Source organism: Devosia sp. Root413D1 (assembly GCF_001425235.1).
Taxonomy (GTDB): Bacteria; Pseudomonadota; Alphaproteobacteria; order Rhizobiales; family Devosiaceae; genus Devosia_A.
This window is the reverse complement of record NZ_LMEA01000012.1, coordinates 551,026-567,596: the sequence shown is the minus strand read 5'-3', so window position 1 is coordinate 567,596 and position 16,571 is coordinate 551,026. Positions and strand designations below refer to the sequence as shown.

Sequence of the window (16,571 nt, the reverse complement as noted above, 5' to 3'; positions counted from 1 at the left end):
CGGGCAGGGGCCGCCGGGTGAACGGTCGCCCCGCCGAGTGGTCGGCCCTAAGGCCAGGGATAGCCTGCCGTGGCGATCCCCTGCGCCAACAGATCCGCCGCCACTTTCCGCCGATAGGCCACCACATCGCCCACCGGCTCGGCCCTGAGCGTCGTGACCTCGGCTCCGGTGAAGGGGCGGTGGTCCGCTGCTAAAGAGGTTCCGCCCCAGGTTTCCATCACATAATTCATCACATCGGCGATCTGCTTGTCGGTGAGGCTGGCGCTCACGACACCGGGGACGTGCATGAGGTAGCGGCGGCCGTCCTCAGTCTGGGCGAATGCACCGACATAGTTGCGAAAGTCGGGGATACCGCCCGGCTCGCTTCCTGACCCATCCATGGCGTGGCAGCCGGCGCAGCGCAGAATGAAATTGCTGCGGCCCGCTTGCTGTGCCAGCGCGGGCGAGACCAGAGCGAAGCCAAGTGCAAGAACTGCCAGGACGCGCATGTCAGCCACCGCCCTTGCGGATGTCGCGCAGTTGCTTGTGAGTGGGCACTGCCGCGCGGACGTCCCCAACGGTCGTGGCATCTATGGGCGTGCCGACCTGATTGAGGTCCTGCAGCACGTAGTTGGTAACAGCTGCGATCTCTTCGTCGCTCATGAAGTCGTGCGTCGGCATGACGAGACCGATATAGCTCTGGCCGGCCGCCTCGATCGTCCCGGTAAGGCCCGCGAGGACGACCCCGACCACGTAGTCGGGCGCCTTGCCGCCTAACCTCGACCACAAAGCGGCGTCCACAAGCGGCGGGGCCAGCCCCGGCTGGCCGCTGCCGTCCGGCTGGTGGCAGGCCGAGCAGCTATCGTTGAAGATTGCCTCACCCTCAGCCGCTGCCGCCGGCCCCGAGGCCGACAGCAGCAGCACCGCCGCCACAGCGCGGAGATTACGCATCCGCAAGGCCGACGAGCACCGCGACAGTGCAGTGGTAGCCCTTGGAGGTATTGGCCATGCACCAGTTGATGTCGTTGTAGAGACCCATCCGGTAGCCCGGCCGTTCGCCCTCGGAGGTGAAGCAGAACGAACCCGAGCACGACGCCTTGCCGCAGCAGTCATTGTAGGAGACGAGATAGTCCTTGTTGTCGTTCGGGTTGCGGCAGGTGCCGACCCAGCTGACCTTCGAAGCCTCTGCGCCCGGCGGGCATTCGGTGAGCGTGCCGCCGCAGCTGTTGCAGAGGTTCCCGTCGAGCGCGCAATAGCGCCAATATTCGCACTCGGTCTGGTCGCCGTCGGTAGAGGCGCCCTCCTGGGCATGGGCTTCGCCGAAATTGCGGTCGTAGGGCAGCATCGGCAGGAGCGCGCCACCAAGTAGAGCCGCACCGGCCTTGGTGAGGAAGCTTCGGCGCCCCGTGCGTTGCGCCACCCGGCGGGCGCCGGACTCGGCCCGGCTGTCCATCCATTCGAGCAGCGTATCAACGATGTTGAACATTTTTCTCTCCGTTCGGGGGATCAGCCTTGCGCGGGCTGTGTCTCGAGGAAGCCCTGGATGGAATCGATCCCCATCTCATGGGCGTTGAACAGGCTTTCCAGCTGCTCGCGATTATTGACGAGGCCCTTCGCCTTGACCGTTCCCTTGCTGTCGAGCAGCACCGCAAACGGCAGTCGGGCGACGCGGTAGGCGAGGCCCAGCTCGGTCGACACGACATAGGGGAAGGCCTTGAGATCGGCCGTCTGGATGAACCGCTGGTGCTTGGCCACGTCGCCATCGCTCGCCAGCACCACATCGAGCCATTTGCCCTCGGCCTGCCGAACTGACTTGAGGATGGGCAACAGCTTCTTGCACACCGGACAGGTGGGCGAGAGGAAGAACATCAGCGTCGAGCGCTCGGGTTTTGGGCCGATCGCCACCTCGCCGCCATTGAGGCTCGTGAGGCTGAACAGCGGGGTCATGTCGCCGATGCGTGGGCCGGATTCGTTGACCAGTGCCCCCATCGGCGAGACCCGCTCGTAGAGCACGCCGATCTGCCGGGCCATGGCAAACAGCACAACGATCAGTCCGATCACCACCAGCCAGAGCACGATCACTGCGAAGGTAACGGCATCCATTTGAGATACTCCTGTTCCAGCCCGGTCAGCGCTTGAGGCGCATCTGGGTGAAGTTGGCCATGATCTGCTCGACGAGCTGGTAGCCAACGAAAAGCGTGAAGCCGGAGACGATCGCGGTTACCGCTTCGGCCACGCTGAGGGCCGAGATCGGGCCGGCAAGGCCGATTGCCGCGATGGCCGCCAGCACGAAATTCCGCGCAACGAGGGTCCAGCTCAGCGGCTGGACTGCTCCGCCGCAGCCGCACTCGACCCGGTCCCGTCCACGGGCGACGTTGAGCCCGATGGCCGTGGCGTAGAGCAGGTAGAGTCCGATCGCGACGACGCTGCCCAGCGGCTGCAGCCCTGGCAGGAAAGCCGTTGCGACCACCACCACTTCGGCGGCGGCGAGTGCCATCGAGACGGGCGCCACCTGTCGCTCCGACACGACCTGGTAGTCGGCGACGAAACCGGTGAAGGTGGTGAAATCACCCAGTTTATGGAGCGCTGCACGAGCGAAGATCAGCGTCGTGAACGCTGTCGCACTCGCCGCGACGAGGCTTGTCCAGTCGGCGCTCAATTGCGCACCGCTACGACGGTGGCGAAGCCGGTGTCCTCGTGTTCGGCCGTCTGCTTGAGGACGAACTTGGCTTCCGGATCGGACGCGAAGCGGATGACCTTGCCGTCGTCTTCGTTGAGTCCATAGACCACCGGAACCGGGTCATCGCTGACAGTGAGCGAGATGACGTGCTCGACCGGCGACCGGTAGAGCAGCTTCTTGTTCTTGACGTCGTAGGCCCAGATTTCCTTCGACGCGTTCTTGTGCGTGCCTTCCTTGGCCTCGTCATGCATGGTGAGGAAGATGACGCCGTTGGGGTCGTTGTAGTCGAACAGGTTGTAGCCACCCGGCGCCCATCCCTCCTGCCCTTCGGTGACGGCGATCTTGTCGCTCAGCGTGATCGTGCCGGTGGCATCGTCGAGGACATAGAGGTTGCCTTTGAAGCTCATGAAGGCGAGCTTGCCCTCGATCCGTTCGGCCGAGACGAAGAGTGCGTCGGCATCGGCGTCGAAGATCTTCTCGCTGCTGGTCTTGGCAATGCCCTTGCCGTCCTCGCCCAGTGCGAAGCTGGCGAAGGTGCCGTCGCCGCAGATGGCGGAGAACGAATAGCCCGCGAGCGACGGGTAGATGCCCCAGCAACCCGGTGTCGGCAGCTCCTGCACCACCTCGCCCGCCGCGACATCCACCACCGTCACGGACGTTGCCGGGGTGGCGTTCTGCACATAGACGAACTTGCCATCGGCGCTTTGCGTCAGCAGCGGTGTGTAGGCCGCGACCATTGCCGCCTTGTTGGGCAGGATTATTTCCTTGGTCGGGGTCAGCGTCGCGACGTCGAACAGTTGCAGAACCTGCTCATGGTCGCCGTACATGATGCGCTTGAGGTAGCTCGACTGGCTGTAGGCCGTCTTGCCATCGGGCGAGATCAGCACCTGGCCCATCGAGCCGGCGCTCATGTTGCCCTTGTAGGTCAGGTCGGCAGCCGAATAGACGTTGATCGAGCCCGCACCACCCCATTCCTGCTTGTTGACGAAAACGTTTGGCCCAGGGTCGATCGCCGCCTTGACGCCGACGCTCTCGGGCTTGAACTCGGCCTCCTGGGCCAGGGTCGGCGCGGCCGCGGCAAGGGCGCAGGCGAGGCAGACTGATAGGGTTAGGGAACGGGCCATGCGGGGTCTCCATCGCGTTTCGAGGAGAGGCTAGCGAGGCCGGACTGAGGCTGAATATCCAGTTTGAGCAGAAATTCTGCCTAAATCGTAGGCAACACCGACGCTTGCCTAATCTATGCGCTCTGCTACGTTCAGGCGAAGGCCACACGATGCGCACAAGTTCCCACCACCTCACGCGACAGTGCTTTGCGGATGCTTCCGTGCAGGAAGCGGCGCTGGTGGGTTGGCATCAGCGCTATAGCCAACTGCATCGCGGCAGCTTCGCCGGCGAGGTTCAGACGTTGAGCCTGCCGGGGATCAGCATTACCCGGGAGCGCGTGAACCTGGCCGTGGCGCAGGAGATCGCAAGCCCACTGGGTTGCGCCGTTTTCGTCGCGTCCCTGTCGAACTCGGCGGAGTGGCGCGTCAACGCGGCCCGACGCGGCACCGATGTCATCTCGCTTTACCGCGGCGGCACGGAAGTCACCGCCGTGGCGCCCGACCACAGTGACGTGCTGATCGTTACAGTCGAGGCGCAACAGCTGGGTGTCGCAGCGGAGGACATCCCGCCGGTGCGCTATTGTTTCGGCTCAGCCCAAACCGAAGCCACCAAACAGTGGCTCAGTTCGTTGCTGGCCATCTATGGCAGGAACGAGGCCCCGCCGGAGCTTGACGCCTTGCTGCCGGGCCTCGTCCTCGACCGGTTGCACGCCATGCTGCAGCATTTCCTTCTCAGCGATGATACCGCGCTGCGCCCTCGAGCCGCCTATGCGCTCTACCGGCAGGCATTGCGCCTGATGGAGGATCAGCATCGCGAACCGCTGTCGGTCTCCGATATGGCGCAGGAGCTTGGTGTTCCGGCTACAAGCCTGCGCGAAGCCTTCACGGAAACGATCGGCATTACCCCCAGCGCCTGGCTGCGCCAGCATCGGCTGCATGGCGCACGCCGCGACCTCAACAGCGCCAACGGCAGCGTCTCCGAGATCGCGATGAAATGGGGCTTTTGGCATTTGGGTCGCTTCTCGGCTTACTATGCCGAGCGCTTCGGTCACACGCCGTCGGATGCTCTGCGGGCGCGATCGCGCCTCTGACGAAATCCGCCGGCGTTGCGGCGGCCACTTGTGGCCGGTGGCCGCCGCAAACCGTCATGCCGTGATGAAGGCCAGGAGGTCCGGGTTGATGACGTCGGCATGAGTTGTCGCCATGCCGTGCGGATAGCCCGGATAGGTCTTGAGCGTGCCCTGCTGTAGCAGCTTGATCGACAACAGCGCCGAGTCGGCGATCGGCACCACCTGATCGTCCTCGCCGTGCATCACCAGCACCGGCACCTCGATGGCTTTGAGGTCTTCGGTGAAGTCGGTCTCGGAGAAGACCTTGATGCACTCGTAGTGCGCCTGGGCCCCGCCCATCATGCCCTGCCGCCACCAGTTGCGGATGGCGCCCTCGATCACCGTCGCACCGGGTCGGTTGAAGCCGTAGAACGGACCCGATGCCACGTCGAGGTAGAACTGCGAGCGGTTGGCCGCGAGGGCTGAGCGGAAGCCGTCGAACACCGAGAGCGGCAAGCCGCCGGGATTGCTGGGGGTCTGCACCATGATCGGCGGCACCGCTCCGATCAGCACCGCCTTGGCAACCCGGCCCTTGCCGTAGCGCGCCACATAGCGGGCAACCTCGCCACCGCCGGTGGAATGGCCGACATGGATGGCGTTGCGCAGATCGAGCTTTTCGGCCAGTTCGGCGACGTCGGCGGCGTAGGTGTCCATCTCGTTGCCGGTGTCGGTCTGGCTCGAACGCCCGTGGCCGCGTCGATCATGCGCGATGACGCGATAGCCTTTCGAAAAGAAGAACAGCATCTGCGCGTCCCAGTCATCGGCCGATAGCGGCCAGCCATGATGGAAGACGATGGGCTGCGCGGTCTTGCTGCCCCAGTCCTTGTAGAAGATCTCGGTGCCGTCCCGGGTGGTGATGTAGCCGCTGCTCATCTGCTGCTCCTTGCGTTGAGGTGATACAACGCCTGGAGCCTAGGGCCGGTTCGTCGTCGGCCGAATTCTACGCTGGGGTGGCGCACTCATACCAAGGTATGTCAGGCCATGGCCCGCTCGACCTCATGGACGAGGATGTCGGTATCGGTGGGTTTCTCAAGGAAAGCCCGGCCGCCGGCCGCGAGGACGCGATTGCGGACTGCCTCGGTCGGAAATGCCGTCATGAAGATCATCGGAATGAACTGCCCGTCGGCGATGAGCCTCGCCTGCAGCTCGTCGCCCTGCATCGTCGGCATCTGGATGTCGACGACCATGCAGTCCGGCGCCGCGCCGCTCTCGAGGAATGCGATGGCGGAGCCATAGGTGCTGACCTGGTAGCCGAACGAACGGAGGAGGCTGGCGAGGGAAATGCGGACACCCTCGTCGTCGTCGACGATGGCGATGGTCTTTTCACTGTGCATGACAAATTTCTCGTGTCGCTGAAGCTCGGCCATGTGGCCAAGCCCTGCGTCCACCGTCGTTATGGCGCAGCTGCGAGCCTCGCGGAATCATACGCAGGTTTGCCCCGCTCCCCCTCATGGTTTGATCCCGAGCGCCTCAGCCTTTCGCACCAGGTCGGCCAGCGTCCGCACACCCATCTTTCGCATGACGTTGCCGCGATGGATCTTCACGGTGATCTCGCTGAGCCCCAGGATGCCGGCGACCTGCTTGTTCATGAGGCCAGCCACGACGTGGGTCATGACCTCGCGCTCCCGCGCCGTCAGCGTTTCGAACTCCGCCGTCAGATCGTTGCGGCTGGCGGCCGCCGCTCTCTGCTGCCGATCTCGTTCGATTGCGGCGGTGACCGCGTCCAGCATGTCCTGGTCGCGGAAGGGCTTGGACAGGAAATCCACCGCCCCGGCCTTCATGGCGCGGACGCTCATCGGGATATCGCCGTGCCCGGTCATGAACACGATCGGCCGACCGATGCCGCGCTCGACCAGTTGTCCCTGGAAATCCAGCCCGCTGACGCCCGGCAGCCGGACATCGAGCACGATGCAGCCCGGTGCGTCGGGCAACTGTGCGGCCAGCAGCTCGGCCGGCGAGCCGAACAACCGCGTTGCGAGCGAGATGGAGCGCAGCAGGCTGTCGAGCGCTTCGAGCACTGCCGGATCGTCGTCGACGACCGCCACGAACGGCACTGTGGGGTCTTCTGCCGAGGCGCCGCGCCCCGATGTCTGCCGGATCATGGGCTGGCCTCCTGGGCTGGCAGCGATATGCGAAAGGTCGCGCCATCGGGTGGCTCGCTTTCGACGGTGAGGGAGCCACCATGCGCCTCGACGGTGGTCCGGCAAATCGCGAGCCCCATGCCCATGCCATCCGCTTTGGTGGTGAAGAACGGATCGAACAGCCGCTGCCGGTTCTCGGGCGCAATGCCCGGGCCGGTGTCGGACATCATGATCTCGATCTTGCCGCCGTCTGCCCATGCCTTGACGGTCAAGAGGCGGTTGCCGGGATGTCCTGCCATGGCCTGGCTGGCGTTGACCATCAGGTTCACCATCACCTGCTGCAACTGCACCCGGTCGCCGAGCACCGTGGGCAATCCGTCCGGCGCCTCGATGCTCAACTGCACGCCGGCCCGAGCCAGCTCGCGCTCGACCAGCGCCGAAGCTTCCTCGATCAGCGAGGAGACGCTCAGCTCGGCCGGTTGACCCGGCGCCTTGCTCAGGAAGGCGCGGATGCGCTTGACGATATCGCTGGCGCGGCGGCCTTCAGAGATCACCCGGCCCATTGCCTTCTCAACCTCGCCGAGGTCTGGCGGCTCGCGTCGCAGCCAGCGCATGCCGGCCTCGCCGTTGGTCACCACCGCCATCAGGGGCTGGTTGACCTCGTGGGCAATCGAGGCGGTCAGCTCACCCAGCGTCGCCACGCGGGCGGCATGCGCCAGCTCGGTCTGCGCCAGGTGCAGCGCGTCATGCGCTTCGCGCCGTTCGGTGATGTCGACCACGAAGACCAGCACGTTGCCGTCATCCTCGGGCGTTGCTGGAAGGGTGATGGCGAACAGCACCGGCACGCGCCGGCCGTCGGTGGCGATGATCTCGGTCTCCCCCTCATAGTGGGTGTCGCCACGGGCGAAAGCGGCGAGCGCTCCGGCAAACGTGCGGTCCCCGGCGCTCAGGATATCTTCGAGCGTGCCGCGGAAGCTGCCTCTGTCGGCGGCGCCAACCATGGCGAGGAATGCCGGATTGACGTCGACGATGCGGATCAGGCCCGGCGCGCGCGCCTCGAGGTCAGCGGGACTCGCATCGGCCAGTTCCCTTCGAACGCGCGTCCAGTCCTCCTGCATCACGCCGATCCGCGTCGCGTCGAACATCCGCCGGTAACGCCGTTCGCTGCGCACCAGCGTGGCGGTGGCCGACTGGTTCTGCAGGGCCAGCAGGGCCGCAACGCCGATAGCGGCGATGCTGACCAGCGCGCGCAGCGTCGGTGCGCCGGCATGGCTGATGCCATGCGAGATGAAATAAGCCAGTAGCGTGAGCCCGAGGCAGGCGGCCGCGGCGGCGATGATCTCCCTGCGTCGACCAGTGCGCGCCACCATGAACACCACGAGCACGTAGAGCACGGCGATGGCGCCTTCGAGCGGCGACAGGATATCGAAGAGGAAGATCGCGAGCGCCAGCGCCGCAGCGCTGAGGCGATAGCCGTTGGCGCCGATCAGCGGTTGCGGCCGCTTGCCACCCGGCGCTGCTTCACCTTCTGCGACGGCTTGTGACGACATTGACGCGTGTCCTCTAGCGCCCGGCGTGGTCCGGGCGACCCGATCATGCCGCGCTCCGAGCAACTCGGATAGTGCGGCGGCCTGACCGCACGCAATGTGCCGCGGCGCTGGAGATTTGCCATCATACAGAGGTTTGGGTCGCCTCAGGGCAAAGCGTGGATCCAGGCGCACAGCGCCAGTGCCGCGAGCACAGCCACCATCAGCACCACCCCGGCGCTGCCGGCGATATGAAATCCGACGCTGCCCACCAGCACGCCTGCGAGAAAGCCCAGGATCAACAGTGCCACCCGGCGCAGCGATGCGAGTGCGGTGCGATCGATGTGGTTGCGCGCGAGACCGGCAAGGGCGCCCTCGATGTCGATCGAAAGCTGCGTCAGGTTGGTGGTCATCACGTTGGTCGACCCGCCGCTGAGCAACAGGCGCACCAGCGCGCTCTGCACGCCCATGGCGCCGAGGCCGAACAGCCCCGGCAGCAGCGCGTCATGCGGGATCAGCAACGCCGACAGCGCCAGTCCGGCTACCAACACCGTCTCCATGAACAGCGCAGCCGCGAGGGCGTGCTCCCGGTCGGGGCCGAAGCTGCGCACCACCGCAGTCGTTACAATACCGGCCAGAATGAAGGCAGGGATGGCCGCGAGCTTGAGGATATCGGCGCCACCGGCTTCGAAGGCGGAGCCTGCGACCACCAGGCTGCCGGTGGCCTGGGCCACGAACAGGCCACCGAACGCCAGGAACGTCGTGGCGTCGACATAGCCCGCAACGAACGCCAGCAATGGTGCAAGGCCTTCATAGCTCGTGCCGGTAGGGTTGCCGGCCGTGATCGAGCGCTCCATTGGATGTCTCCGTTCGCTGGGCTGCTTCGACTATCGAGCTAACGCGCCCCGGGATCGGCAGCCCATCGTGCGCTGGTTGGCTCGACCCTGTACTCAGGTATGAGCCACGCAAACCTGCGGAGGATTCTGCCGGCGCCGCGTTCAGTCCACCTTCCGATGGTCAACCGACCTGAGGAGACGAGACATGGACTTCAAACCCAATACCTCGCGGCATGTCGCTTCAATCAGCCTGCAGCCGCCCAGCTATGCGAACGCGTCGGGATCGACGGTTCATATCGACAGCACGGCGTTGCCGCTCCTGAAGCGGCTGTCGCTGCGCCGGTTGCTGCTGGCGCCCGAAGGGCTGCGTGAACCGCATTGGCACGCCAATGCCCATGAACTGGGCTACTGCGTCCGCGGCGAGGCGCTGGTCACCATCGTGCGCAATCACGCTGTACGCGACAGCTTCGTCGTCCGGCCCGGCGACATGTTCTTCGCCCCGAGCGGCAGCCTCCACTCGATCCGCAATATCGGCCCGGCCGAGGCCGAGTTTATCCTGGCGTTCTCGCATGAGAAGCCCGAGGATTTCGGTCTTGGCGGCAGCTTCGCGGCCATGACGCCGGCCGTGCTCGGCAACACCTTCGACGCGCCGACCGCCTTCTTCCAGGAGATCGGCAGCATCACCACCCGCCCGATCGAGCCCGAGATCGTCCATGTCGACGGCGAGGCCGGGATCGAACCGCAGGCCCTGCATGTCGATGCACTGAAGTATCGCGTCGAGGCCAACCTGCCGCAGATCGACGCCGCCGCCGGCTCCGCCCGCCAGACCAAGGCGGGGCTCTGGCCGGTGCTCGAGGATATCGCGATGTACTCGGTCCGCATCTCGGATGTCGGCATGCGCGAGCCGCACTGGCACCCGGCAACGGCCGAGATGGGCTACGTGCTGGAGGGCCGGGCGCGGATGACCATCCTCGACCCGGATGGAACGACGGACACCTACGAGCTGCAGAGCGGCGACGTCTACTTCATCCCGCCAGCCTATCCGCATCACATCGAGAATATCGGCGCCGGCGACGCCCACTTCCTGATCTTCTTTGATCGCGCCGACCCCGGCGATATCGGTTTCCGCACCCTTGTCGGCAGCTTTCCGCCCGAAGTGCTGGCCGCAACGCTGAGGGTGTCGCGCGCCGAACTCCCCGATTTCCCCTTCACCGAACAGGATCCCCTGCTCGTCAACCGTATCAACCCGATCGACCCGGTCGCCTGACCCACTCACTCAAGGAGAAACAGAATGGACATCGCTCGTACCCGTGCACTGCGCGCCGCGCCGCTCCACACCCCCACCGATCTCGGCGAAGCCGCGGTCAAGGACATTGCCGCCGCGCTGACCGCACTGCTGGCCGACACTTTCGCGCTCTACCTCAAGACCAAGAACTTCCACTGGCATATGTCGGGCCCGCACTTCCGCGATTATCACCTGCTGCTCGACGAGCAGGCCGACCAGATCTTCGCCATCACCGACGATATCGCCGAACGGGCCCGCAAGATCGGCGGCGGCACCCTGCGCTCGATCGGCCAGATCGGCCGCCTGCAGCGCCTCGCCGACAACGATGCCGAGTTCGTCACCCCGGCCGACATGCTGGCCGAACTGGCCGACGACAACTCACGCTTCGTCAGCCTGCTTCGCGCCGTGCACGAACTGGCTGCCGGTCACAATGATTCCGCCACCACCAGCCTCGTCGAAGTCTGGATCGACGAAGCCGAACGCCGGACCTGGTTCCTGTTCGAGACGGGTCGGGCCGGCAACTAAGCTTGGCATTGGCGGAGCCAGGCCTCCACCAATGCCTCAATCGCAACTGGATCGGTGTACGGGTCGCCGTAGCGGCCCGCACACCGACGCTCTCAGGTGATCGAGCCGACCACGCCTTCGATCAGGTAGTCGGTGCCCCACAGGGCGCCATCATAGAGACCGAGCGTCTCCTGACTGATGAGCTTGCCGGTATTGTCCTTGAGCGGGCCGACGAAAATCGGCGCCCCGGCTTTGGTTTCGGCAATCGCGTTGGTGGCTGCGGCGATCGCCGCTTCGGTCGCTCCCACGCCGAACGGCGTGGAAAAGACCATGTCCTTGTCGTAGCCGCCCTCGTTGACGTTGGGCAGTTTCTCGCCCGCGGCGATCAGCCTGGCGTACTCGGTATAGACCGTGCCCCATTTGAGCTCGGCGCCGGTGATGAAGCCGTTGGGGGCCAGCGAGGCCTGGTCGGCATTATGGCCGCAGCTCTTGACGCCACGCGCCTCGGCCGTCTCGACCACCACCTTGGGGCTGTCGACGTGGCAGGCGATGACGTCGCAGCCGGCATCCACCAGCGCATTGGCGGCCTCGGCCTCGCGCACCGGCAGGCTCCACTCGCCGGTGATGATGAGGCGCACCTCGGCGTTCGGGTTCACCTTCTTGACGCCCAGCGTGAAGGCGTTGACGTTTCGCAGCACCAGCGCGATCGGCTTGGCGGCGATGAAGCCGATCTTGTTGGATTTGGTCGAGAGGCCCGCGGCGACGCCGTTCACGTAGTGGCCCTGGTCGAGGTAGCAGAAGTAGCCTCCGAGGTTGATCGGGTCGGTGTCCTTGTTCCACAGCGACGTCGGGTGGCGGAATTCGACGTCCGCGTGCTTCTTCGCCGCTTCCTTCATGAACGGGTCGAAATAGCCGAACGAGGTCGGAAACAGCAGCTTGGCGCCGTCGAGGTTGATCATCGATTCCATCGATTGGGCGACCGCGTCGGTTTCGGGGACATTCTCCTCCTCCACCACGGTGACATCGGGCAGCGCCTTCAGCGCGGCGGCGCCGACCGCATGGGCCTGGTTCCAGCCGAAATCGGTGACCGGCCCGACATAGATCATGCCGATGGTCAGCGGCGTTGCAGCTTGTGCCTTCATGCCGCTCGCCAGCAGCAGCGATCCGGCGGCAGCAGTGCCGAGGAAATGTCGGCGGTTCATTGAGAAGTTGGACAAGGTTGCACCCCCGTGAGTCCAGGTTTCATCGTCCGGGGAGCGCGGCATGCGCTCACCGTCTCGGCCACGCGTTGGCGCGGCGTTCCGTTTAGTCGGGTCGTTCCTGCGCGCGGCTAGGCGGCGCCGGTCTCAGTCACAAGGCGGTCGGCCTTGAGCTGTTCGTACTCGCCCACGCTGAGCGTCCGGATGTCGAACTGGTCGCGCGTGCGGGCATAGCCATGGCCACCGAGACGGCCGATCGCATCCATCTTGATCTGGTCGACGTGGAGGCGTGCCGCATCGACGATGTCGGCGCGGATGTGGATGCCCAGCACCTGGCCGAGCACGATCTCGCGCGCCTTGCCCACTTCGATGGTCATGTGCCGGCGGCATTCGAGCGCCGCCGGGGCCGAGACGATGCGCGGGCTGCGCACTGCCTTGCCGGGTACCGTTTCGAGGCCGGCCTCGCTGAGTTCATCGACATCGGGGCCGAACTTGATGGCGCAGATCTCCATCTGCGCGGCCAGTGCGTCATCGACGATGTGGACGGTGAACTCCTCGGTCTCGCGGATATTGCGCGCCGTGTCCTTGAGGCGCATGTCGTCGTAGTTCTCGATGCCGATGGCGACGATCGCCGGATCGTGGGTGAGAACATTGAAGAAGCTGAACGGCCCGGCGTTGCGCCGGCCATCGCGGCTGAGCGTGGTGATGAACGCGATAGGCCGCGGGATCACCGTCCCGATCAGCAGCTTGTAGCGCTCGCGCGGGTCCAGTTCGGCAAAGTCGAAATGCAGATGCCCGCTCATCTGGTGCGCTTGCGCTTGAGCGGGATGGCGCCGGCGGGCGCGGCGATCGCGCCGGCATAGCGGGCGAGCACATCGCCAAGCGCCGCGCCGGCGGGGTCGGTGTCGTGCATGGCCCGACGCTCCACGGCGGACATGTGCGCATCCATGAGGGCGATGGCCTTGGCAGCGTCGCCGGCACGCAGCGCGGCGATGATCTCGATATGCTCGTTGGGGCCGCTGTGATCGTGGCTGTGCGGCGAGCCGTAAACGGCAAGGATCAGCGAACAGCGGGTCACAAGTTCCGACATGTAGCGCTCGAGCAGGACATTGCCGCTCAGTTTCGCCAGCCGGATGTGAAACTCACCACCCAGGCGCCCGGCAACGTGTTCTTCATGCCGCTCGCGGGCCGCATCCTCCTCGCGCACCAGCCCTTCGAGCTCGGCGCCAAAGCTTGGCTTCCAGCGCTTGATGACGAGGTCGACGGCCTGGGCCTCCAGCCCGCGCCGCACCTCGAAGACGTCACGGGCTTCCGCCAGGGTCGGTTGGGCGACGATGGCCGTGCGCTTGGGTCGAGCATCGACCAGCCCTTCTGATTGCAGTTTCGCCAGCACTGCCCGCACCAGCGTCCGGCTCATGCCGAAATGTGCGCCAATCTCATCCTCGGGCAGTTTGGTGCCCGGTTGCAGCGCCCGCTCGAGGATCGCCTGTTTCAGCGCCTCATGAGCGATATCGGTGCGGGGGGATGGCCTGGTCATTCAAACCTCGTGTTGCCGATCATTCATGCATACGAGATGGTGCGTTGCAAGTATGCCAGATTTCACCATCGCACAGCAAAAACTGCAGCAGTTTGCAGCCACTTGCGGCCAACATGCGAGAATCGCATGGCTGATCTGCATGAAACTGGATCGTTGTTCCGTCAATCATGTATACAGTTTTGGTATTCGAACGGGAGAGGCGCATGCCGGCCAGGACCATTATTCTCAAGCTCAACCAGCAGCAGCTCGAACTGATCGACCGCACCATCGCAAAAGGCGTGGCACCTGACCGTGCGGCATTGGTGAAGCTGGCCATTCGCGAGCACGCGGAGCGGCGCGCCAAATGAGAACCGTGCTCCAGACCCTGATGCTGCAGCCGGGCACCGGCAAGGCGATCGAACTGCTCGCCGGGCAGATCCTGCGCATCGAGCAGGTGGAGGGCGGGCAATGCGTCGATTTCAACGCCTTCAACCTGCACGACTACAAGGAGTTCATGCATTGCGGCCGTACCCGCACCGTGCATGGCTTCAACCCTACCGAAGGTGCGTTCCTGTGGAGCCAGCCGCCGCGCGAGCGGGCGCTGCTCTATATCCTCAAGGATACCGTGAAGCGTAACGACGTGCTGTTCCCGCGCTGCTCGGCCTATCTCTACGAAAGCGCCTATGGCTTTCACGATCACACCAACTGCCACGACATCCAGTCCGAGGCGCAGCGCGAGTACGGTCTGACCCCGGACGACGTGCATGACAGCTTCAACCTCTTCATGAACACCGAGATTGGCGCCGATGGGCGGGCGACGATCACCCGGCAGTCGAGCCGGGCAGGGGACCATGTCGATCTCCTGGCGCTGACCGATGTGCTCGCCGTGCCCAATGTTTGCGGCGCCGACGTCATGCGCACCTCCAACTTCTCGCTGAAGCCGATCCGCCTCACCGTATTCGAGGCGACCGAAGCCGACCTCGCCGCCGTCCCGCCGACGCCGGTGCTGCGCAGCCAGCGGACACCCAGGGATTTCCGCCAGCCCCACATCAAGGCGGACCGCGAACTCACCCGCGACCCCGCCTACGCGCCGGCCTTCACCAACGTGCCGATCCGCATCAAGGAACTTGCGGTCACGCTGACCGAGGAAGAAGCGGCCCTGTTCGACGCGGCCCGGCTGCCGCTCTACGGCGACGACGACGGCGCGGCGCTCCGCGACCTGCTCTTTACCTGGTGGGAGGAGCGCTACCTCGGAGCCAATGCCGGGGCTCCTGCCATCACCAAATAGCAGGTACTGCACAGCACAGTGGCAGCGCCCACTTTATGTGCACGATGCCCCGCATTCGACGCCGAGCGTCGGGATTGGAGACGGACGATCTTACTAATGCACTGACAGATAACGATATTCGATTCTGGCATGGCCCTTGCTCCGTTGTATGCAGAGTTAGGAGCTAGGGTTCCGGCGCCATCTTTTCCGGCGCGTCTGGTCCGAGAGCACCCACCGGAGCGGGAGACATCCCTCCGGGACACGGCGGGACAAAAGCCCGGGAGACCTCGTAAGCCAAGGGATTGGCAGCGCGGGTCTTTACGCGCTTCGCCGATCCCCAAGTCGAAACAGGGGATTGTGCATGAAGTTCACCAGACTGGTTTCCGCCCTCGCCCTCGCGATGCTCGTTGCTGCCGCAGGCACCGGCGCTGAGGCGCAGCAGAAGAACGACTTCAAGGTTGCCTGGTCGATCTATGTCGGCTGGATGCCCTGGGGCTACGCCGCCGACAACGGCATCGTCAAGAAATGGGCCGACAAATACGGCATCGGCATCGAGGTCACGCAGTTCAACGACTACGTCGAGTCGATGAACCAATATACGGCCGGCGCCTATGACGCGGTGACCCTCACCAACATGGATGGCCTCTCCATCCCCGCCGCCGGCGGGGTCGACACCACCGCCGTCATCATCGGCGACTTCTCGGCCGGCAACGACGCGGTGATCCTCAAGGACAAGACCTCGCTGGCCGATATCAAGGGCTTGTCCGTAAACCTCGTCGAGTTCTCGGTCTCGCACTACCTGCTCGCCCGCGCCCTCGAAAGCGTCGGTCTGACCGAGCGCGACGTCAATGTCGTCAATACCTCCGACCCCGACATGGTCGGCGCCTTCCAGACCCCTGATGTCAGCGCCATGGTCACCTGGAATCCGATGGTCTCTGAGATCGCTGCTCTGCCCGGCGCTCACAAGGTGTTCGACAGCGCGCAGATCCCTGGCGAGATCATCGACATGATGGTTGCCAACACCCAGGTGCTCACCGACAACCCCAATTTCGGCAAGGCGCTGGCCGGCATCTGGTACGACACCATGGCCATCATGACCGCCCAGACGCCCGAGGGCGCCGCAGCGCGCGCCGCCATGGGCGCAGCTTCCGGTACCGATCAGCAGGGCTTCGAAGCGCAGCTTGCGGCGACGAAACTGTTCCCGACGCCCGCCGAAGCCGTGACCTTCGTCACTTCTCCTGACCTCCAGACCACCATGGACAAGGTCCGCGCCTTCCTGTTCGACAAGGGCCTGCTTGGCTCCGGCGCCGCTTCCGCCGACGTCATCGGCATCGAGCTCCCCGGCGGCGAAGTGCTGGGGGATCCGGCCAACGTCAAGCTGCGGTTCACCGACGTCTACATGAAGGAAGCGGCGGCAGGGACGCTGTAAGTCCGTGCTCCCCACCCGTCTCGCCGCGCTCGGCGCCCTCGCCCTCAGGGGCGGGGG

General features: G+C 65.0%; 20 protein-coding genes and 1 riboswitch. Of the genes, 6 read left to right on the top strand and 14 right to left on the bottom strand.

The features are described 5' to 3' along the window. Window positions 1-47: 47 nt before the first annotated feature. Genes ASC89_RS25020 through ASC89_RS24995 form a run of 6 tightly spaced genes read right to left on the bottom strand, consistent with a single transcriptional unit; the run spans window position 48 to window position 3,783 of the window. A complete protein-coding gene (locus tag ASC89_RS25020; protein ID WP_056003117.1) occupies window positions 48-488 on the bottom strand; it encodes a cytochrome c in 441 nt (146 codons plus the stop codon). 1 nt (window position 489) lies between these two features. Then, a complete protein-coding gene (locus ASC89_RS25015) occupies window positions 490-930 on the bottom strand; it encodes a cytochrome c (RefSeq protein ID WP_082533582.1) in 441 nt (146 codons plus the stop codon). Then, entirely contained in the window at window positions 923-1,465 is a 543-nt protein-coding gene (locus ASC89_RS25010) for a methylamine dehydrogenase light chain (protein ID WP_055885961.1), read from the bottom strand. Before ASC89_RS25010 ends, ASC89_RS25015 begins: the two co-directional genes overlap by 8 nt. A gap of 20 nt (window positions 1,466-1,485) precedes the next feature. Beyond that, entirely contained in the window at window positions 1,486-2,082 is a 597-nt protein-coding gene (gene mauD, locus ASC89_RS25005) for a methylamine dehydrogenase accessory protein MauD (RefSeq protein WP_056003112.1), read from the bottom strand. A gap of 25 nt (window positions 2,083-2,107) precedes the next feature. Beyond that, window positions 2,108-2,638, bottom strand: a complete 531-nt coding sequence (locus ASC89_RS25000) for a MauE/DoxX family redox-associated membrane protein (RefSeq protein ID WP_056003109.1) — start codon at window positions 2,636-2,638, stop codon at window positions 2,108-2,110. Then, window positions 2,635-3,783, bottom strand: a complete 1,149-nt coding sequence (locus ASC89_RS24995) for an amine dehydrogenase large subunit (protein ID WP_055885950.1) — start codon at window positions 3,781-3,783, stop codon at window positions 2,635-2,637. The genes ASC89_RS25000 and ASC89_RS24995 overlap by 4 nt, the downstream gene beginning before the upstream one ends. A gap of 200 nt (window positions 3,784-3,983) precedes the next feature. On the opposite strand from ASC89_RS24995, the gene ASC89_RS24990 reads away from it, so the two are divergent. Continuing rightward, window positions 3,984-4,853, top strand: a complete 870-nt coding sequence (locus ASC89_RS24990) for a helix-turn-helix domain-containing protein (RefSeq protein WP_056003106.1) — start codon at window positions 3,984-3,986, stop codon at window positions 4,851-4,853. Between the two features lie 54 nt (window positions 4,854-4,907). Here the strand turns inward: ASC89_RS24990 and ASC89_RS24985 are convergent, their stop codons facing one another. The 5 genes from ASC89_RS24985 to ASC89_RS24965 all read right to left on the bottom strand — a co-directional run bounded on the left by ASC89_RS24985 (window position 4,908) and on the right by ASC89_RS24965 (window position 9,335). Beyond that, the gene (locus tag ASC89_RS24985; RefSeq protein WP_056003103.1) at window positions 4,908-5,744 is read right to left on the bottom strand and encodes an alpha/beta fold hydrolase; all 837 of its coding nucleotides are present in this window, start codon (window positions 5,742-5,744) and stop codon (window positions 4,908-4,910) included. A gap of 101 nt (window positions 5,745-5,845) precedes the next feature. Then, window positions 5,846-6,205 (bottom strand): response regulator transcription factor, encoded by a 360-nt coding sequence (locus ASC89_RS24980; RefSeq protein ID WP_055885940.1) that lies wholly within the window; start codon window positions 6,203-6,205, stop codon window positions 5,846-5,848. Window positions 6,206-6,319: 114 nt separating this feature from the next. Further along, window positions 6,320-6,973, bottom strand: coding sequence for a response regulator transcription factor (locus tag ASC89_RS24975; protein WP_056003100.1), 654 nt, complete (start codon window positions 6,971-6,973; stop codon window positions 6,320-6,322). After that, window positions 6,970-8,502, bottom strand: a complete 1,533-nt coding sequence (locus ASC89_RS24970) for a sensor histidine kinase (RefSeq protein WP_056003097.1) — start codon at window positions 8,500-8,502, stop codon at window positions 6,970-6,972. Before ASC89_RS24970 ends, ASC89_RS24975 begins: the two co-directional genes overlap by 4 nt. Window positions 8,503-8,645: 143 nt before the next feature. Beyond that, window positions 8,646-9,335 carry a YoaK family protein gene (locus ASC89_RS24965; RefSeq protein ID WP_055885931.1) on the bottom strand — a complete coding sequence of 230 codons (690 nt, stop codon included), beginning with the start codon at window positions 9,333-9,335 and terminating at the stop codon, window positions 8,646-8,648. Between the two features lie 184 nt (window positions 9,336-9,519). Here ASC89_RS24965 and ASC89_RS24960 point away from each other — a divergent pair, with 184 nt between their 5' ends. Continuing rightward, a complete protein-coding gene (locus tag ASC89_RS24960; protein WP_056003094.1) occupies window positions 9,520-10,581 on the top strand; it encodes a cupin domain-containing protein in 1,062 nt (353 codons plus the stop codon). Between the two features lie 24 nt (window positions 10,582-10,605). Next, the gene (locus ASC89_RS24955) at window positions 10,606-11,124 is read left to right on the top strand and encodes a Dps family protein (RefSeq protein ID WP_056003088.1); all 519 of its coding nucleotides are present in this window, start codon (window positions 10,606-10,608) and stop codon (window positions 11,122-11,124) included. Window positions 11,125-11,216: 92 nt separating this feature from the next. Here ASC89_RS24955 and ASC89_RS24950 read toward each other — a convergent pair whose 3' ends face one another. The 3 genes from ASC89_RS24950 to ASC89_RS24940 form a co-directional block, all read right to left on the bottom strand. Further along, entirely contained in the window at window positions 11,217-12,305 is a 1,089-nt protein-coding gene (locus ASC89_RS24950) for a BMP family ABC transporter substrate-binding protein (protein ID WP_320410489.1), read from the bottom strand. 128 nt (window positions 12,306-12,433) lie between these two features. Continuing rightward, window positions 12,434-13,105, bottom strand: coding sequence for a flavin reductase family protein (locus ASC89_RS24945; protein WP_055885921.1), 672 nt, complete (start codon window positions 13,103-13,105; stop codon window positions 12,434-12,436). After that, window positions 13,102-13,839, bottom strand: coding sequence for a GntR family transcriptional regulator (locus ASC89_RS24940; protein ID WP_056003082.1), 738 nt, complete (start codon window positions 13,837-13,839; stop codon window positions 13,102-13,104). The genes ASC89_RS24945 and ASC89_RS24940 overlap by 4 nt, the downstream gene beginning before the upstream one ends. A gap of 203 nt (window positions 13,840-14,042) precedes the next feature. Here ASC89_RS24940 and ASC89_RS28630 point away from each other — a divergent pair, with 203 nt between their 5' ends. From ASC89_RS28630 to ASC89_RS24930, 3 genes are all read left to right on the top strand, one after another. After that, the gene (locus ASC89_RS28630; protein ID WP_156384760.1) at window positions 14,043-14,186 is read left to right on the top strand and encodes a hypothetical protein; all 144 of its coding nucleotides are present in this window, start codon (window positions 14,043-14,045) and stop codon (window positions 14,184-14,186) included. Continuing rightward, window positions 14,183-15,106, top strand: a complete 924-nt coding sequence (locus ASC89_RS24935) for a DUF1989 domain-containing protein (protein ID WP_056003079.1) — start codon at window positions 14,183-14,185, stop codon at window positions 15,104-15,106. The genes ASC89_RS28630 and ASC89_RS24935 overlap by 4 nt, the downstream gene beginning before the upstream one ends. Window positions 15,107-15,258: 152 nt before the next feature. Next, window positions 15,259-15,371, top strand: a riboswitch (guanidine-I (ykkC/yxkD leader). Between the two features lie 75 nt (window positions 15,372-15,446). Further along, window positions 15,447-16,514, top strand: a complete 1,068-nt coding sequence (locus tag ASC89_RS24930) for a putative urea ABC transporter substrate-binding protein (protein WP_056003076.1) — start codon at window positions 15,447-15,449, stop codon at window positions 16,512-16,514. Window positions 16,515-16,571 lie beyond the last annotated feature (57 nt).

What these genes read in the sequence shown, in the direction of transcription:
- ASC89_RS25020 (WP_056003117.1), bottom strand. Translation starts at nt 488, where the DNA reads ATGCGCGTCCTGGCAGTTCTTGCACTTGGCTTCGCTCTGGTCTCGCCC.
- ASC89_RS25015 (WP_082533582.1), bottom strand. Translation starts at nt 930, where the DNA reads ATGCGTAATCTCCGCGCTGTGGCGGCGGTGCTGCTGCTGTCGGCCTCG.
- ASC89_RS25010 (WP_055885961.1), bottom strand. Translation starts at nt 1,465, where the DNA reads ATGTTCAACATCGTTGATACGCTGCTCGAATGGATGGACAGCCGGGCC.
- mauD (WP_056003112.1), bottom strand. Translation starts at nt 2,082, where the DNA reads ATGGATGCCGTTACCTTCGCAGTGATCGTGCTCTGGCTGGTGGTGATC.
- ASC89_RS24995 (WP_055885950.1), bottom strand. Translation starts at nt 3,783, where the DNA reads ATGGCCCGTTCCCTAACCCTATCAGTCTGCCTCGCCTGCGCCCTTGCC.
- ASC89_RS24985 (WP_056003103.1), bottom strand. Translation starts at nt 5,744, where the DNA reads ATGAGCAGCGGCTACATCACCACCCGGGACGGCACCGAGATCTTCTAC.
- ASC89_RS24980 (WP_055885940.1), bottom strand. Translation starts at nt 6,205, where the DNA reads ATGCACAGTGAAAAGACCATCGCCATCGTCGACGACGACGAGGGTGTC.
- ASC89_RS24975 (WP_056003100.1), bottom strand. Translation starts at nt 6,973, where the DNA reads ATGATCCGGCAGACATCGGGGCGCGGCGCCTCGGCAGAAGACCCCACA.
- ASC89_RS24970 (WP_056003097.1), bottom strand. Translation starts at nt 8,502, where the DNA reads ATGTCGTCACAAGCCGTCGCAGAAGGTGAAGCAGCGCCGGGTGGCAAG.
- ASC89_RS24965 (WP_055885931.1), bottom strand. Translation starts at nt 9,335, where the DNA reads ATGGAGCGCTCGATCACGGCCGGCAACCCTACCGGCACGAGCTATGAA.
- ASC89_RS24960 (WP_056003094.1), top strand. Translation starts at nt 9,520, where the DNA reads ATGGACTTCAAACCCAATACCTCGCGGCATGTCGCTTCAATCAGCCTG.
- ASC89_RS24955 (WP_056003088.1), top strand. Translation starts at nt 10,606, where the DNA reads ATGGACATCGCTCGTACCCGTGCACTGCGCGCCGCGCCGCTCCACACC.
- ASC89_RS24950 (WP_320410489.1), bottom strand. Translation starts at nt 12,305, where the DNA reads ATGAACCGCCGACATTTCCTCGGCACTGCTGCCGCCGGATCGCTGCTG.
- ASC89_RS24945 (WP_055885921.1), bottom strand. Translation starts at nt 13,105, where the DNA reads ATGAGCGGGCATCTGCATTTCGACTTTGCCGAACTGGACCCGCGCGAG.
- ASC89_RS24940 (WP_056003082.1), bottom strand. Translation starts at nt 13,839, where the DNA reads ATGACCAGGCCATCCCCCCGCACCGATATCGCTCATGAGGCGCTGAAA.
- ASC89_RS28630 (WP_156384760.1), top strand. Translation starts at nt 14,043, where the DNA reads ATGCCGGCCAGGACCATTATTCTCAAGCTCAACCAGCAGCAGCTCGAA.
- ASC89_RS24935 (WP_056003079.1), top strand. Translation starts at nt 14,183, where the DNA reads ATGAGAACCGTGCTCCAGACCCTGATGCTGCAGCCGGGCACCGGCAAG.
- ASC89_RS24930 (WP_056003076.1), top strand. Translation starts at nt 15,447, where the DNA reads ATGAAGTTCACCAGACTGGTTTCCGCCCTCGCCCTCGCGATGCTCGTT.